This window comes from Paenibacillus sp. FSL H8-0537, assembly GCF_038051995.1.
Classification (GTDB): domain Bacteria; phylum Bacillota; class Bacilli; order Paenibacillales; family Paenibacillaceae; genus Pristimantibacillus.
In genome coordinates, this window is record NZ_CP150290.1 from 5,127,526 (window position 1) to 5,143,828 (window position 16,303).

The 16,303-nt window shown below is 48.0% G+C and carries 13 protein-coding genes; 2 read left to right on the forward strand and 11 right to left on the reverse strand.

Translation table 11 applies throughout. From position 1 onward, the window contains the following. The first annotated feature begins 26 nt into the window (after window positions 1–26). Window positions 27–1,040 carry a LacI family DNA-binding transcriptional regulator gene (locus MHB80_RS21630; RefSeq protein WP_341278918.1) on the forward strand — a complete coding sequence of 338 codons (1,014 nt, stop codon included), beginning with the start codon at window positions 27–29 and terminating at the stop codon, window positions 1,038–1,040. Between the two features lie 132 nt (window positions 1,041–1,172). Here the strand turns inward: MHB80_RS21630 and MHB80_RS21635 are convergent, their stop codons facing one another. Next, complete coding sequence (locus MHB80_RS21635; RefSeq protein WP_341278919.1) at window positions 1,173–2,234, reverse strand: NAD(P)/FAD-dependent oxidoreductase; 1,062 nt, start codon at window positions 2,232–2,234, stop codon at window positions 1,173–1,175. Between the two features lie 133 nt (window positions 2,235–2,367). On the opposite strand from MHB80_RS21635, the gene MHB80_RS21640 reads away from it, so the two are divergent. Next, entirely contained in the window at window positions 2,368–2,715 is a 348-nt protein-coding gene (locus MHB80_RS21640; protein WP_341278920.1) for a metalloregulator ArsR/SmtB family transcription factor, read from the forward strand. Window positions 2,716–2,781: 66 nt separating this feature from the next. On the opposite strand, the gene MHB80_RS21645 is transcribed toward MHB80_RS21640, so the two are convergent. From MHB80_RS21645 to sigI, 10 genes are all read right to left on the reverse strand, one after another. Next, window positions 2,782–3,183: a MerR family transcriptional regulator gene (locus MHB80_RS21645; RefSeq protein WP_341278921.1), complete on the reverse strand. Its 402-nt coding sequence runs from the start codon at window positions 3,181–3,183 to the stop codon at window positions 2,782–2,784. A 73-nt stretch (window positions 3,184–3,256) separates the two neighbouring features. Then, the gene (locus MHB80_RS21650) at window positions 3,257–4,237 is read right to left on the reverse strand and encodes an aldo/keto reductase (protein ID WP_341278922.1); all 981 of its coding nucleotides are present in this window, start codon (window positions 4,235–4,237) and stop codon (window positions 3,257–3,259) included. 755 nt (window positions 4,238–4,992) lie between these two features. Further along, on the reverse strand, window positions 4,993–5,787 hold the full coding sequence (locus MHB80_RS21655) for an SDR family NAD(P)-dependent oxidoreductase (RefSeq protein WP_341278923.1): 795 nt from the start codon (window positions 5,785–5,787) through the stop codon (window positions 4,993–4,995). Window positions 5,788–5,995: 208 nt separating this feature from the next. Continuing rightward, on the reverse strand, window positions 5,996–7,024 hold the full coding sequence (locus MHB80_RS21660; RefSeq protein ID WP_341278924.1) for a helix-turn-helix domain-containing protein: 1,029 nt from the start codon (window positions 7,022–7,024) through the stop codon (window positions 5,996–5,998). A 209-nt stretch (window positions 7,025–7,233) separates the two neighbouring features. Then, a complete protein-coding gene (locus MHB80_RS21665) occupies window positions 7,234–9,066 on the reverse strand; it encodes a PAS domain S-box protein (RefSeq protein ID WP_341278925.1) in 1,833 nt (610 codons plus the stop codon). 174 nt (window positions 9,067–9,240) lie between these two features. Beyond that, entirely contained in the window at window positions 9,241–10,596 is a 1,356-nt protein-coding gene (locus MHB80_RS21670) for an MFS transporter (RefSeq protein ID WP_341278926.1), read from the reverse strand. A gap of 308 nt (window positions 10,597–10,904) precedes the next feature. After that, the gene (locus MHB80_RS21675) at window positions 10,905–12,422 is read right to left on the reverse strand and encodes a leucyl aminopeptidase (RefSeq protein WP_341278927.1); all 1,518 of its coding nucleotides are present in this window, start codon (window positions 12,420–12,422) and stop codon (window positions 10,905–10,907) included. An 81-nt stretch (window positions 12,423–12,503) separates the two neighbouring features. Beyond that, window positions 12,504–13,883, reverse strand: a complete 1,380-nt coding sequence (locus MHB80_RS21680) for an ATP-binding protein (protein ID WP_341278928.1) — start codon at window positions 13,881–13,883, stop codon at window positions 12,504–12,506. 132 nt (window positions 13,884–14,015) lie between these two features. Next, window positions 14,016–15,452, reverse strand: coding sequence for an anti-sigma factor domain-containing protein (locus MHB80_RS21685; RefSeq protein ID WP_341278929.1), 1,437 nt, complete (start codon window positions 15,450–15,452; stop codon window positions 14,016–14,018). Further along, entirely contained in the window at window positions 15,449–16,297 is an 849-nt protein-coding gene (gene sigI, locus MHB80_RS21690; protein ID WP_341278930.1) for an RNA polymerase sigma factor SigI, read from the reverse strand. Before sigI ends, MHB80_RS21685 begins: the two co-directional genes overlap by 4 nt. Between the last annotated feature and the right edge of the window lie 6 nt (window positions 16,298–16,303).

Here is a 16,303-nt window from a genome sequence, read left to right on the forward strand (position 1 = left end):
GGCTGAATAGATAAGGAGCAAGCCGCATGGTTACGATTTACGATATCGCTCAGCGATCCGGGGTTTCGGCGATGACCGTATCGCGAGTGATCAATAACACAGGCCGAATAAGCGACAAGACGCGGGCAAAGGTCAAGAAAGTGATGGAGGACATGCACTATGTGCCGAACCAGATGGCGAGAAGTCTAGTGCTCCAGCATACCCGCCTGCTGTTTTTGCTTATTGCCGATATTACGAATCCGTTTTATACGACGCTGTCACGAGGAGCAGAGGATGCCGCTACAAAAAATGGCTACAAGCTGCTGTTCGGCAACAGCGATGAAAATTTAGAGAAGGAATCGGATTATATCCATACGATTCTAACGACGAGGGTCGACGGCGTGATGATGGCGCCAACTGGCGACCCTTCCCTGCCCAATCTGGAGTCGCTGCTTCAGCATCAGACCCCATTCGTGCTTATTGACCGCGAAGTGCCAGGGGTTGAATGCGATATCGTTCTTGGGGACAGCAAGGAAGGCGCCCGCCAGCTTGTGGATCATCTTGTGGAGCAGGGGCATACGCGAATTATGATGGTCAACGGCTCGCTGTCGAGCTCCAGCGCCCGCCTTCGCTTGCAAGGCTACAGGGAGGCGCTTCAGCTCAATGGGCTGTCCTATGAGCCTGATTATTTATTCGAGACCAGCTTCGGCCCGCAAAATGATCTTTCTGCCATGAATGCCTGGATCGACAGCATAAACCCGCTTCCGACCGCAATCATTGCCGGAAACAACGTCATTGCCATAGAGCTGATTCGCCTGCTCCAGCAGCGCGGCCTGCGTATACCAGACGATATTTCTATCGTATGCTTTGATGATTTTGGCCCTTATGCGGAGATTAATCCATTTGTGACCGTTGTCGCCCAGCAAGCCTACCAGTTCGGCTATCTCGGCATGCAAATGCTCATTGACCGCATCCAGAATGGCAGCGCCTCCGGGCCGTGGCGGAAAGTCGTGTTGCCTGCGGAGCTCATCGTAAGAAGCTCCGTCAAGCAGCTCGATTAAGCAGCTCAGTTAAGCAGCCGAAATAAGCCGTTATGGGATAAAAATATACAGTGAGTTAGGAGTGAATAGAAATAGCGGCGGCCATGGACAGGAAATTTAGTCCTCAGCCTCCGCTATGTTAGTAAATAAGCTTTAATTATTAGTCAGAGCTAGATGATCTACTATTTTTTGAGCGTCATATTTTACCCAGCCCAGCAGTGCCGACCCTCTAGAGGTTTGCCATGGCAATCCGACAAAATACAACCCTCTTACCGGCGATACTCCTTCATTATGCTTAATCTGACCATGTGAATCAAAGGCATCCGGAATATCAATCCACTGATCGTCTCGTTTAAAACCAGTAGCCCAGATGACATTTTTCACCTCGATTTCATTTCCATCCTCACCTATAACTCGGTTACCATTCGCATTCTTTATACGAGAAAAAACCTTTACTTCTCCCTTTTTCATGAGCTGTTTCAGTTCAAAGCCATATACTTGCTCGGGCTGTTTTTTCAACCATTTACCAATCGGGCTCTGCGTACTTGCACGAAGAAATCCGAGCTTTTCAAAATACCAGAAAATACTTCGATTCATCACATGCAAGGGTTTGAAAGAAATATCGCGAGCAATAGATAGATAAACGGCTCTGTCATCCGCCCGATCCTTGGCTAGCTCGACCGCTATTTGAGCACCTGAATTTCCGCCTCCTACAACGATTGTATTCCCTGGAATTAGTTGATTAGGGTTGATGTACTCTGAGGAATGCAGCTGAGTGACACTCTCTGATAATAAGCTCGAAAAGGAAGGAACATTTTTCACTTGGAATGGACCCGTTCCCACGATAACGCTACTAGCCTCGATTACTCCATCTGCTGTTTCCGCTTTGAAATGCCCCTCTCTCCAAAGTCGTTTAACACGACTATTCAGCTTTATCGGCAACACCATTTTTGACGCATAGGCTTCAAGATAGTCTGCGATCTCATCTTTACTCGGCAGACCATTCTGATTTCCTTCTAAAGGCATGCCAGGCAATCCGTCATACCTCCGTGGTGTAAAGAGCTGAAGCGAGTCATAGCGCCGCCGCCAAGAACCCCCGATGGATGCTGCTGCTTCCAAAATGATAAAGCTTAAACCGCTCTTTTTCAAATAATACCCTGTAGCCAGCCCTGCTTGTCCTGCCCCTATAATCAATACATCATACATATGTATCATCCTTCCAGTTACTCATTTGAGCATCCTGCTTCCAACACCGAACAAACACTCAAACATGTGTTTGATTGTTTAATTATAATATGATAAGCTAACAACAATCAAACATTAATTTGAATAAGGAAGTGGGCGCGGAATGAAAGATAGCTGTGAAATATATTGTTACGACGAGCCCAAAGTACGTAAGGTGCAGCATGCTTTAGTGCAGCAAAACATTCAGGAAATGGCTAAGATTTTTAAAGCGCTGGCCGATGAGACGAGGCTAAAAATCGTCTTTGCATTATGCGAGGAGGATGAGCTGTGTGTGTGTGACGTGGCAAATATTATCAATTCCTCGCTCGCAACTACATCTCATCACTTGCGAACGCTAAAACAGCTTGGATTAGCCACCTTTCGGAAGGAAGGAAAGCTTGTGTTTTATTCCCTGAAGGATGATCACATACGCCAACTCGTTCAGATTGCGTCAGCACATAGTCAGGAATAGCTTGCAGCAACATGAGCGCAAAAAAAAAGGCCAACCCGTAAATCTAGTTGACCTGAACATAGGCAGTTAGTGCGATAGCTCTATGTTTTGCGCTCTGCTTAGTGTTTTTTCTTTTTTCACGATCGTCTGCTCATATCTTTCAATTTTATCATCCATGCGTTCAAGCACCCTCTTCATTTCTTCCATTCGTGCTCTGAGCAGCTTACGTTGATCGATTAGCAGCTCTTTTCTCACCTCTTGCGTTTCATCACCCTGTTGAAACAATCCTAAATACTCAATCAATACCTCAACCGGAAGACCTGCGCCACGCATACATTTGACAAACTCAACCCACCGGCAATCCTCCTCGGTGTAGTCTCTAAGTCCGCTTTTAGTGCGATTCACTCGTGGGATAAGCCCAATTCGTTCATAATAGCGCAGAGTATCCTGTGACAGCTCAAATTTTTCGCTTACTTCTTGTATAAACATGACGTTCGCCCCTCCTCCTTTTAAAAAAAGAACAACTCTGATAATAGTCAGGTATTCTTATCCCCTACTAATATTAAACGGCACCAATGACCGGATGAGGAACGTATGGCTCTTCCAGCGATGCAATTTCCTCTGGCGTTAATTTAATGGATAGAGAAGCTGCCGCATCCTCGAGATGAGATATTTTCGAAGCGCCGACAATCGGACCCGTGACTTGTTCTTTCTGCGCCACCCAAGCAAGCGCGATTTGAGCACGGGGAACACCGCGATTTTCGGCGATGGCTGCAACGCGCTCCACAATCAATCGATCCGTATCTGCTGTCGCATCGTATTTCGATTTCTGAACTTGATCGGTTTCGGAGCGATGTGTCTTCTCCGACCAATCACGCGTCAATCTTCCCGATGCCAGCGGGCTATAAGGAATGACACCGATTTTTTCTTCCTTGCAAAGGGGGAGCATTTCCCTTTCCTCTTCACGATAGATGAGGTTTAGATGATTTTGCATCGATACAAACTTCGTCCACCCATTTTTCTCAGCGGTATATAGAGCCTTCTGGAACTGCCATGCATACATCGCGGAAGCTCCAATATATCTTGCCTTCCCGGCTTTCACCACATCGTGCAAAGCTTCCATCGTCTCTTCTATAGGCGTATTATAATCCCAGCGATGAATTTGATAAAGGTCTACATAATCGGTTCCCAATCGCTTAAGGCTTTTGTCTATTTCACTCATGATGGCCTTCCGAGAAAGACCTGCACCGTTTGGTCCTTGATGCATACGGAAATGCACCTTTGTAGCCAGCACAATTTCATCACGATTCGCATAATCCTTCAGAGCCCGTCCAACAATTTCCTCGCTCGTTCCGTCTGCATACACATTGGCTGTATCAAAAAAATTAATACCAAGCTCTAACGCTTTTTTTATAATAGGACGACTATGCTCTTCATTAAGCAGCCATGGATGAACCCACCGCTCTGCTTCACCAAAGCTCATACAGCCAAGACAAAGCTGAGATACATCCAAGCCCGTATTTCCAAGCTTCACATATTCCATTTGATCGTTCCTCACTTTCAATAAAGTACTGTTTCCTTCGTATGTAGTTTAACCTCTGGAGTTAGCTCCAAGTCAAGCGATTATATGTGCGGCCCAAAAATTGGGCACTTAACCTAGTATCACTAGGCTAATGTGCATCATACATTGCCATATAAGTTTCCATGAATGCTTTGAACAATGAAATGTAAAAGGAGTTATACATCATGTGGGTTTATGTTCCTGATTTTTATTCTCGTGCGTTTGGACCGTTTGGAATTCCAGGGCCTTCAATGCCACCGCCAATCGTTCCTCCTTTTTTCCCTCAACCAGGCATGCCAACATTCCCAAGCACGCAGCCTCCCGTTCAACCACCTAATCAAGGAGGTCCTCCTGCTTTCGCTCCGCCTTCTACGATTCCACCAAGACCACCACAATTGCCACCGGGAGCTACCGCGTTAATAGATTCAGGTGCAATTGCTGGCTGTCGAAACAAATTCACGTATATTTGGCAAAGCAATGGCGCTTCCTACTGGATGTTTATTACTTTCGTTGGGCCAAATTCAATCGCTGGCTGGCGCTGGGTAGGACCCGGAGTTGGCTGGATAAATTTTGGGCTTGATCTTAGATTTGTGGACTCGAGTGTCTGCGTCCCTTGATATCAGGAATTTTCAAGATTGGAATGGAATAATTGGAACGCAATAGATTGGAAAAGGAGCTGCGCACGCAGCTCCTTTGATTTTATTCACTATGAAAATCAGTTCTCGGCTAGGCCATTTTTAAAAAATAGTCGGCACCATTCCCCCATCCATGCGGATCGGGGAACCTTTAAAGGCAGATGCATAAGGACTGCATACAAATGCAGCTAGCCTGCCAATTTCATTAGGCCTAATAAATCGCTGTATTTCCGATTGAGGCAAAAAACCTGCCATAAATTTTTTCTCTTTTTCTGAAAAGGTCAAGCCTTCGTCAGGGTACATGCTATCAATAATTTGATGCACTTGTTCAGAGAGTGTCGGTCCTGGCATTATCGTATTGACCGTAACTTCTGTTCCTGTCGTTAGTTTAGACAAGCTTTTGGACAATGATAACAGCATGGATTTAGTCATCGCATACTGAGGCATCAGGCCTGAAGGCATGACGGCTTCTTCACTCGCAATAAAGATAATGCGGCCGTCATTATTTCCCAGCATTTTAGGCAAATAAAATTTGGTTAAGCCATTTGCTGCAAGAACATTCGTACGAAAGTATTTTTCCCAAACCTCATCGTTGACGTCCTCATATTTCATGATTTCATAAACACCCATATTATTGACCAGAATATCAACGCTTGGGTATTTTTCAAACAAAGCCTCTCGCTGCCCACTGTCCACAATATCGGCTGTAGCATTTTGAGGAGAGGTAGCCGGGAAAGCTGACTTTATTTCATCTACCGTTCGTTCTACCTCCTCATCATTGCGTCCATTAATGAGGACATGAACCCCTTCCCTGGCAAGCTCAATGGCAATGGCCTTGCCGATGCCCTTCGTTGATCCTGTTACTAAAGCTGTCTTATTGTTTAATCCCATATCCATCTTGCATTTCTCCATTTCATTTACGTATTATGTTGGCGAGCTTATCAGCAGTCATTTTTGCAACAATCCCTTGCTTACGGATAGTCATTATATTACCTTGTCTGATTTGCTCAGTAACTAGCCTATTGCGCCAACCTTCTTGCTTAACACGCCAAATGATAAAAGCCCAGTATTTGCGAGCTTTCTGGAGAAAATGGTGGAGCATGGTTCAGGTATGGAAAGATAGTGCATTTGAACCTAGATGTTCGGCACGCCAATTTGAAGGCGTATCCCCTTCCCAAAGGCGGAAGGCACGGTAGAACGAATTCTGGTCTTCATAGCCAATCAAGTAAGCCACTTCTTTAATTTCGAGCGATGGGTCTGCCAAGTACTCTCGTGCCTGCTCATGTCTAGCTTGTGTCAACAACTGCTTAAAGCTCGTGTTCTCATCTGTTAGCCGGCGCTGCAAGGTACGCTCGCTAATGCTAAGCTCCTTCGCAACAGCCTGAATATCGGGACGCCCTCCTGTGAGGCTGCGTTTCATGATCCATTTGACCGTCTTGGTCATGGACTGGCTATGCTGGTGTTCATCAAGCGAACGATCTAGTGCAGGGGTCAGAATCTCCAACAGCTCTTCGTTGTACGATATAAAGGAACGGTCCAAATCTTTTCGATGCAGCGTCAATCGATTGCCTGCAGCACCAATCCGGATTGGACAGCCGAAATAAGCTTCTAGCGCCTGTACATCGCCCATTGTGCTCGAAAATTCGACAAGCTGCGCCGTCAAAGGCTGGCCTGTGCCCCGGCGCCCAAGCTCCAGAAGAAAGGCCAGCGTGACACCAACCAGCATCGGCGGGCCGACTTGCTCCGCATTTCGCCATTCCAGTTCGATTGTACAGCGCTCTCCCTCCTCGGCCATACGCAAGCTTTCAGGGGGACAAAGCTGCTTGTACCGAGCCATTCGGTTTAGAGCATCGCGATAGTCGCGAGCATGGTAAGGGGCTAGGACAGTCGGTGGATACTTCGCTGTTTCAAAGGCAGTCGCAAGCTTAATGATTCCTATCGCTGTGTCACCAATGAGATCGGAATAAGCCCGCCAAATCGCGAAATATTGATCTGTAGTAACGAACGGCTCAGTCCTTATGCTGAGCGGCAGTCGCGCTATGCGTGCTATATCCTGGGCGGCGATCCCCAGTTGATGCACCCCCTCCCAAAAGCCTGGCGGGATTTTAATGCGGTTTGAGATCTCAGTCTTCATTAATAGGGCACTCCTTTAACTGCTTACCTGCTCAAACTATGTTAAGTACATTAAACAACACTTGAGACTGTTCCGTCTAATCTGCCTATGCAGCCCCCATATAGACAAAAACCTTCAGCACCTCGCGGGTAGGCGCGAGACTGAAGGTTACAAAGAACAGCATTAGCCAAGCAAGCTGCGCTTAGTATGAATGAGGGAACAGGGCAAAATTAATTGATTTCTGCGATTGCAGGCTTAGCCAACGGCAGCGTAATTTGTACCTCCGTGCCTTCGCCATGTCGACTAACGATATGTAGTGTACCATGATGGGCCTCAATTATTCTGGAGCTGATCATCAGCCCAAGGCCCGTGCCTTTTTCTTTTGTCGTAATAAAGGGCTGTCCAATTTTCCCAATAATAGAGTCGGTCATCCCGATCCCCTCATCGCGGATGGTCAAGCAAACGCTGTCAGGAACGTTTGAGCGAATCGCAATCGTAACGCGGCCACCATCTGGCATCGCTTCGATCGCATTTTTGATGACATTAATGAAAACCTGCTTGAGCTGATTGGCATCCGCATGAATCATCATTAGGCTGTCTTCCACCTGCGTCTCAATATCCACATTCGTCATAATCGCCTGTGTTTCCAGCACCGAAATAACGCCGCGCAAAATATGTACCAAATTCTCATCGTTGAATCTGGTAAAATGCGGCTTCGCTAAGGTCATAAATTCGTTGACGATTAAGTTAATTCGATCCAGCTCATTGGACATTATATCGAGATACGAGCCATAACCTTCGTTTTTGGTTTTCAGCAATTGCGTAAAACCCTTGAGCGCCGTTAGCGGATTGCGAATTTCATGGGCAACGCCCGCCGCAAGCTGGCCGATAACCGACAGCTTCTCGGAGCGCACCAGCATATCCTCGGATCGCTTGCGATCAGTTAAATCCCGGATTACCGTTAAAATAACCCGTTTTCCCATATAGTTATTGACACGAATGCTCGACATCTCAATATCTATCGTTTGCCCATCTCTGCATATAATTTGCCGCTCCTCAAACTGACTCGGCTCCTCCTCGAACATAATGAGGTCCATCTTTCTAAGCGATTCCTCATGATAGTCAGGATGAATATATTCAAATATCGAGTGCCCAATCACTTCGTTTTTGTCATCGGCCGCAACGAGCTTGATTGCTGAATTGTTGGCGTAAATAATAATCCCGTGATCGCTTAGCACAATCGGCTCTGGCAGCAGCTTCATGACACGCTGGTACATCTCGGCGCTTTCCCGCAAGGAACGCTCAAGCGCAACCGATGAGGTCACATCCTTGGCTGAGCCCAGCATCGCGGTTCTGCCTTTGTACATAATGAGCGAGAGATTGACCTCCAAATAAACGAAGCCGCCATCCTTCTTCTTGCCGCGTACGGTAACGGTATAGCGTGGCTCACGCTTTTTGATCAAAATTTCCGCTACCTGCCGCTTAATGGTGAACAGCTCAATCGCATCAATGTAGTCGGCGGTTTTCAGCGTAACAAATTCCTCTCTCGTGTAGCCGAGCATGGCCGACATATACGAGTTAATATATACAATTTTGCGATCCTGCCTGACAAAAACGCCGGCTAGCACATTTTGCGTCAGATGGCTGTAAAGCTGCTCCGTCTCCCGAAGCGCCTTCTCGGTATGCTTTCGTTTCGTAATATCCCGCTCAATGGCCACGATTCCGGTTATCTTGCCGCTGCTGTCTCGAACAGCCGACAGGGTAATGCTCACATGCAGATGCTTGCCGTTCTTGCATAGCTTTGGATATTCCGCTGCGGCTGCCTTCTTGCCCTCAATCACCTGATCGTATAGCCTGGCAAACTCCTTATACAGATGAGCTGGACCGACGGGAAGCTTCCTGCCTACCAGCTCCTCCTTCGTCCAGCCGTACATCTGTTCAAAAGCTGGATTGACATCCAGCACGATGCGCTGCAAATCGACAATAACAATACCATCTGTTGTCTCTTCCCAAATGGAGTTCATATAGGTATGATACAAGTCCGCACTTACATAGTCGCTCATCCGAACCCTCCACTTTCAGCCCTATTCCGTCCTCATAATTTGTAAATTCAACATTGGTTGTTAACTTCCCTGCTAGTACATCTAGATTTATTGGAAAATAAATATATTCCTCCCTGTAATACGTTTACTCTTTTATAAAAAATTAGAAAGACGTGATAGGTTTCACGACACGTATTATGCTGCTTGACGTGATGCCTTTCGAGCAGCACTGCGTGTGTAAAGCAGCGAACTGACGACCGTACACAGGACAATAACGGACATACCCCATAAAATATGATTGAAGGCCTCTGATTTCGCCAGCTGTGCCTGCCATACGATGGCGCTGCCTATCAAAGCGGCAGTCAATGCGCCGCTGAAAAACTGGGCAAGCTGGAACAATCCCATTCCCGCTCCAATTTCCTTTTGCGGCAGCAGCCTCGACATCTCATTGGATACGCTGCTCGTTAAGGCAGAGAAACTTACACTAAGCAGCATATAGATAATGAGAATCGCCCAATACGAATGCACCGCGCTAAAAGCTAGGGCGAGCGAGGCGATGAGCAGACCGATCGGCGCCAGACGAATAAAGAAACGATTGCCAAGGCGGTCGATCGTACTGCCAATGTATCTTGAGGCAACCATCGTCGCCAGCGAGCCTGGGAATACGATCAAGCCGGACTGGGCAGGTGTTAAATGATACACGCCAGCGAGCACCTGCGGAACGAGAAATAACGCGGCGAAGTTGTTCATGTATGAGGTAACGCCCAGCATGCCGAGCAGCATGTAAGGCTTATTTCGGAACAGATCCGGCTGAACGAATGGATCGTTAGCCTTGTGGATTCGCCACCAGAATAAGGCCACGGCGACAACACCAATGATTAAGGCGATCAGGCTTCTGCTGGTCAAGGCGAGCAGGAGTCCCGTCGTTCCGATCCCGATGAGCAAGGCTCCCGCTACATCGAATGTGCCGCTTTTGCGGCTTTCGGCCGGAATCATTTTGTAGAACATGGGAATGAGCACAATCATAATAGCCGTAACCGCAAATAAATAATGCCAGCCCAAATATTCGACGATAACACCGCCGATAACCGGCCCCAGTCCAAGCCCAAGCGACGTTGCCGACATAATAAGCGCCATTGCCCGGCCCCGGCGGTCAGCGGGTATAAACCGTGTAACGAGCACGATGCCAAGCGCGGCAATCGCTCCTGCTCCAGTAGCTTGAATAAGACGTGCCGCCATAAGCAATATAAAGCTATTGCTGAAAAATCCGATAATCGAAGCCACGCTAAGGGAAGAAAGCGCAATGAGAAACAATAGCTTCATCGGTATAAAATCGGAAAGCCTGCTGTACGTAATGGAAGCAATCGCGAACATAATGGAATAACCGGTTACGATCCATGAGGTCGCAATCGCTGTGAGGGAAAATTGCTTCTCCACATCCGGCAGCGCAAGATTAAACATCATTGTATTCATAACAACCAGCGTTAAAGCAAAGCTAAGTATTAAAATGACCAGACCTTCTTTTTTCAGGCCTGCTTCTCCGTTATTCATGCTGCTTCAAAACTCCTCATCCACTGCTTTATTTTTTAAAATATAAGCATGTATATGGTCTACTCTTATATTAGGCTTATATTTCTTGGACTGAAACGCGCCGCGCCGCCAGAGGATGGCGACAGCCGTTTCACCTTGTATATAGTAACATTTACGTAGTTGGTCATGCTATTTATTTTTTGGAAGGCAGGAGGATGGAAAAAGAGAAGCAACGACCGGAGCCGAGGATCGCCCTCTGCTTCGGTCGTTGCTTTAGTTTAAGCCCATTTACTGCTGTCCATCGATACCCGCTTCATCTGCCGCTTTACTTACACCTTAGCGTACATCAGCTCGACGAGCGTACGCACCATAACGCCTGTGCCGCCTTTCGGCTCCAGCACCTTCGCCGACTCGCGGAACGACACGCCCGCTATATCGAGATGAACCCAAGGCAGCTCCTCAGCGAATGCGCCAATGAACAATCCGCCGGTAATGGTACCCGCTTCACGGCCGCCGCTGTTTTTCAAATCGGCCGCTTCACTCCGAATTTGCTTCTTATATTCCGGATAGGCCGGAAGCTGCCATACGCGCTCGCCTGCCCGCTCAGATGCTTCGCGCACCTGCTGCATGAGCCCATCATGGTTCGTCACCGCTCCCGTCGCTTGTGAGCCGAGCGCCACCGATACCGCTCCTGTCAGCGTCGCGACATCCACCAGCTTCGTTGCTCCGCGGCGAATGGCCGTCGTGAGCCCGTCGCCAAGCACCAGCCGGCCTTCGGCATCGGTATTCACCACTTCCACCGTCAGGCCGTTCATCATCGTAATGACATCGCCCGGTTTAAGCGCGCGATCCGAAGGCATATTTTCCGCCGATGGAATGACCGCAATAATGTTTACTGCCGGCTTGAGCTCGCCAATCGCCTGCATAGCGCCAAGCACGGCCGCTGCGCCGCCCATATCGGCAATCATTTCCTCCATGCCAGGCGCCCGCTTGAGCGAAATGCCGCCAGTATCAAAGGTGATGCCTTTTCCAATTAGGCCCCAAGTTGCCTGATCGCCTGGCGCACCCTTATAATGCAGCACAATCATGCGCGGCGGGTTGATGCTGCCTTGGCCAACGCCAAGCAAGCCGCCCATGCCCTGCTCGGCTGCCGTCCACTCGTCGATAATCTCAATGTCAAAATCATACTGCCGGGCAAGCTCCTCAGCATACGCAGCAAGACCTTCCGGCACGAGCTTATTGCCCGCTATATTCGTCAAATCACGGGCGCTGATTACGCCATCGGCACAGGCAACGCCGCGTGTAATCCCTGCGATCCATTGCTCGCTGAAATCAGAAGCAGCACCTTCCGCTTCAGTCCCCGCGATGGAGAAATACACTTTACCGATTGCATAACGCGTCTTCGATTCACGTTTCTCTGGCAGGCGGTCATGCACCGCCAGCTTCAGCCCTTCAGTCAGCGCCTGAGCCGCTTGCTGCTGGGAAAGTCCTTCCGCTTTCACCGCTGACAGCGGCAGCACCACATGCACCGACTGCGCTTTTATGCGCTTCAATGCTCTTGCCGCAGTTGCTGCTGCTAGACGCAAGCCGTCTGCGCCAGATTGCTCCTCATAGCCGACCGCTATTACATGCTCGGCAGCAGGATACAAGCTAAGCGTCTGCATGACATGAGCCTGCTCCGCCTCTCCCTTGAACAGCCCTTTGGTAAATAGGCTGCGAATAGCCTGATCAATTTGCGGCAGCAGCCATTCGGCTGAAGCATCGCTAAGCTCACGCGCGCTAATGAAACGAACGACTGCATCTATTGGTTCAGCACCTGGCGTTCCGTATGTAAATAATGTACTCATGGTTAATCATTCCTCTCCTTTTGGCGCCTCCCGCCATAAAGATGAAAAAAAATCGGGGGGCATACCCCCGATTTTAATCATTTATTCCGCTAATGGCAAATAAATAATGAATGATGTGCCGCTGCCTACGACGCTTTCGACGCGAATAGAGCCCCCATGATTGCGGATAATCCGGTAACTGACGGATAAGCCAAGGCCCGTCCCTTCTTCCTTGGTCGTAAAAAAAGGATCAAACAATCGAGTCAGCGTTGCCTTATCCATGCCTTTCCCGTTATCCTTCATCGTAATCTCCACATAAGAACCATCGGCTCTCGTTGACAGCTCAATAATGCCGATATCATCGCTTTTCCGTTCCGCTACCGCATCGAGTGAATTTTTCACAATGTTGAGAATGACCTGCTTAATCTGCTTCATGTCGATCGAAGCGACGAGTGCATATTCATCCCCTTCGAGCTGCAGCTCGATCTGGCAATTGCGCATAAGCGCCTCGCTCTCCGTAAGCAGCGCAACTTCTTTAAGTAGTAAATTAATAGAAAACGCTTTCTTTAATGGAGCTGACGGCTTGGACGAGTTCAAAAACTCGTAAATAATATCATTGGCACGATCGATTTCGGCTAAAATAATTCGGGCATATTCCTCTTTGCCCATTTGCAGCAAATACGGGCGCAGCAGCTGGATAAAACCGCGTATCGACGTCAGTGGATTGCGAATTTCATGCGCGATGGCAGCCGCAATTCGGCCAAGCATGGCTAGCTTGTCATTTTGCAAAGCCGTTTGCTCAATCTGTTTATACTCCGACACATCTTTGACGCTGAATAGAAAATCACCTTCAAGCTGATCGCCGTAGGTGACCGTTACGAGTAAATGATTGCCATCCCTATCCTGAAACTCATAATTCCGCATGCGCCGAAGCAGCATTTCCTTGTACAGTCGTAAAACCATTTTTCGGGTATACCTGCTTAGCTGCGGATGCCGCAAAATTTCAGGCAAATTGCAGCCCACCAGCGTTTTGCGGGGAATGTCTAGGTGCTTCGCCATTTGCAAATTAATGAATGTCAAGATGCCTTCACTGTCAAATAATGCGATGCCGCTGTCCATATGCTGCAGCACATTTTCATACTTATTTTTGACCATTTCAAATGAACGATTGGAACGTAGCAGCATTTCCCTCATTTCCGTAAACTTCTGATCATTGGTTTGATTCGCCAGCAAATGAGAACGATAAGCAACCATAAATTCGATTAAAAAAATGAACGAACGATTGTACAATTTGACTGCTTCTTCCGAGTCCACATTCGATACTAATGTCTGCATGCAATCCTCATGGATCGCAATGACATCATCAAGTTGAATTCCCGTTAACTCTTTGCCTAGCTCTGCTGCTTGATAAAGAGAACTTTCCTTATCACTTCGTATGTATTCGGCAAGTGCCGGGAAATAACGCTTTCGCATCATCTGCATCCTCTACTCCCCCCCGGCAGCATCAATGGACAACGCTAATTCAAGCTATACTCATCATAGATTTTGGATGTCCTTCATGTCAATGAGAATATTTGTCGAAAAATGGTATTTTTGCAATGATTTGGACGAATCCTAAGCAGACCTCTGCCAGCTGTATGTATTTTCCACGTTTGTTCGATAGCTAAAACGTTTTTGGTCGTCCCAAATGGTCTTCCCTTTATTTTTCCCGCTGTTCTTCTTGCAATTGTCCTTGTCTTTATTTTTACCCGTATCCCTGTCTTTAACGTCTTTATGGGTATTGTTTCTGCCATCGTTTTTATTTTTATCGTTGTTTTTATCTTTGTTCTTATCTTTGTCTTTATTCTTAATTTTTTCCTTGTCTTTGTTGTTATCCTTATCCTTATCCTTATCCTTATCCTTATCCTTATCCTTATCCTTATCCTTATCCTTATCCTTATCCTTATCCTTATCCTTATCCTTAACTTTGTCTTTCTCATTATCCTTGCCATGCTGCCCGTTTTTTTCGTTATCCTTTTGTTTCGCTGGCGTCTCCTTGACAGCTGTCCCAGCAGTCGGCTTAGGCTCCGGGGTAGCTGTCTCTGCGGGCTTCGAAGAAGCCTCAGCGTTCGTCACTGAGCTTACAAGCACAGGCGCATGAGTTGGAGTTGGAGTTGGAGTTGGAGTAGCTGCTGGCTCAGCAGAAGCGCTATCCACAACCGGTACGGAGGAGGATTGCACCGCATCTTGCTTTGTCTCCGCCTCAAGCAAGCTTCTCAGGCTTTCTTTGGTCGTTTTATCAGCATGCTTCACAATCGTTTTTACACCGCCAAGCGGCTCGGCTATCATGCTGATGGAATGCTGCTGGAAGTTTTCCAGCTCAAGAGCATAACCTTCATCCTTGGCCATCAAATAAACCGCCATCTTGCCAGAGGACAAGCCGTATGCCTCCGCCGCATCCCGCAGCTCTACCGGGGCGGACAGCGTCAGAATTTCTACAGCCGCCTGCATATGCCCTTCCGCGACCATATCTGTCAAAGCCTTATTAAGCTTAGTTGAAAATAACACATCCATCTGCGGATCATCACCGCCAACGACTACGCTCGTAACTACAATATCCTGCACCTTATCGTCAAAATAGTGCATGCCGGCAATTTTTTGCATAATAGCCGTTGTAACCAGCGCAAGCGATTTATTTTTGTAGGACACTCCGGCGATGACCTGCTTGCCCGCCTCATTGAACGCATGAAGCTCCTGCACCTGCTCACGGCTGTCAATGCCGATTTCAATGCTTGGATTGATGTCCATACTGAAATAAGCCACTACGGGATGTTTGCCGCTCTGAACATACAGCAGCACAGGCAAAATAAGCAGCACGATAGCCACAGCCACTCCGGTTCTCCACAGCAGCGCTTTGGGTCTCCTGCGCCTTGCCCTCTCCTCCTGCTGGATCACAATTTCATCGCCAACCTGAACGTTGCGAGGAAGCTCGGTATTGATGAATCTGCCATCCGCCGTCAGCACAACTGCCCTATTCTTTTGTATCTGCATTACGACGCCACGGTTCATCATTCTGCCTCCTTGCTCGCTTCTCGCTGCCAATCGTCCAGATCCAGGTAATCTTTCAAAAACGGGTACGTTCCCCGTAAAATACATGCAATGGCAATCATATATTTGCGATTGCGTTCAATCGTCTTACGGGACAAGCCGCTCGCCTCCGTCAATGCTTTGACCGGCAGCTTGCCCGTCAGCTTTAATTGGCCAAACATCGCGTCATCCTCTGCTAATATTGCTGCTGTACGCATCAGCATTTTGCGTGAATCCGCATGCTTGGGTGAAGCTTCGACCAGCTCGGCGAACGATACGCCGTATTTCAGCAGCTCCTGATTAAATTCGCCCATCTCCAGCCGGCGCTCATCCGCCGTACTGTTCAGCTCATATGCAGCCATCGCCTGCTTCAGCTCAACAGGGTTGTAAAGCTGCTCCTCATCGTCTAAACGCTCGAATGTGCTATATGGAACTGAGGATAGATGCCGCTGCTCACGGCGCACATAGTCAATTAGACGGCGTCTGATGACCGTCTCGGCAAAGCCGAGAAAGGATCTGCCAGACTCCGGCGAAAATTGATTAATGGCCTCGTTAAAGGCGATTAAGGCCACGCTATATTCATCATCCCTGCTCGCATGGACATAACGTTTGCAGAAGCGGCTTGTCACTTTTGCAATGTATGGCTTATAGCTTGCAATAAACCGCTCCCGCAGCAGCGCGTCTCCTTGCTGAATTTGCAGAACCGTCTGCTCCGGCGACAGGGATGGCTTTGTTTTCGTATTTTTGAATAATGGTTCCTTCGTGTTCGCTTCTACGGTGTCGGTGGGCACGGTTTTCCGCAAGAAACGCTTGAATAATACAAGTAGCAACCGTTC

Excerpts from the sequence above, each read along its gene's own strand:
- MHB80_RS21630 (WP_341278918.1), top strand. The coding sequence starts at position 27 with ATGGTTACGATTTACGATATCGCTCAGCGATCCGGGGTTTCGGCGATG.
- MHB80_RS21635 (WP_341278919.1), bottom strand. The coding sequence starts at position 2,234 with ATGATACATATGTATGATGTATTGATTATAGGGGCAGGACAAGCAGGG.
- MHB80_RS21640 (WP_341278920.1), top strand. The coding sequence starts at position 2,368 with ATGAAAGATAGCTGTGAAATATATTGTTACGACGAGCCCAAAGTACGT.
- MHB80_RS21645 (WP_341278921.1), bottom strand. The coding sequence starts at position 3,183 with ATGTTTATACAAGAAGTAAGCGAAAAATTTGAGCTGTCACAGGATACT.
- MHB80_RS21650 (WP_341278922.1), bottom strand. The coding sequence starts at position 4,237 with ATGGAATATGTGAAGCTTGGAAATACGGGCTTGGATGTATCTCAGCTT.
- MHB80_RS21655 (WP_341278923.1), bottom strand. The coding sequence starts at position 5,787 with ATGGATATGGGATTAAACAATAAGACAGCTTTAGTAACAGGATCAACG.
- MHB80_RS21660 (WP_341278924.1), bottom strand. The coding sequence starts at position 7,024 with ATGAAGACTGAGATCTCAAACCGCATTAAAATCCCGCCAGGCTTTTGG.
- MHB80_RS21665 (WP_341278925.1), bottom strand. The coding sequence starts at position 9,066 with ATGAGCGACTATGTAAGTGCGGACTTGTATCATACCTATATGAACTCC.
- MHB80_RS21670 (WP_341278926.1), bottom strand. The coding sequence starts at position 10,596 with ATGAATAACGGAGAAGCAGGCCTGAAAAAAGAAGGTCTGGTCATTTTA.
- MHB80_RS21675 (WP_341278927.1), bottom strand. The coding sequence starts at position 12,422 with ATGAGTACATTATTTACATACGGAACGCCAGGTGCTGAACCAATAGAT.
- MHB80_RS21680 (WP_341278928.1), bottom strand. The coding sequence starts at position 13,883 with ATGCAGATGATGCGAAAGCGTTATTTCCCGGCACTTGCCGAATACATA.
- MHB80_RS21685 (WP_341278929.1), bottom strand. The coding sequence starts at position 15,452 with ATGATGAACCGTGGCGTCGTAATGCAGATACAAAAGAATAGGGCAGTT.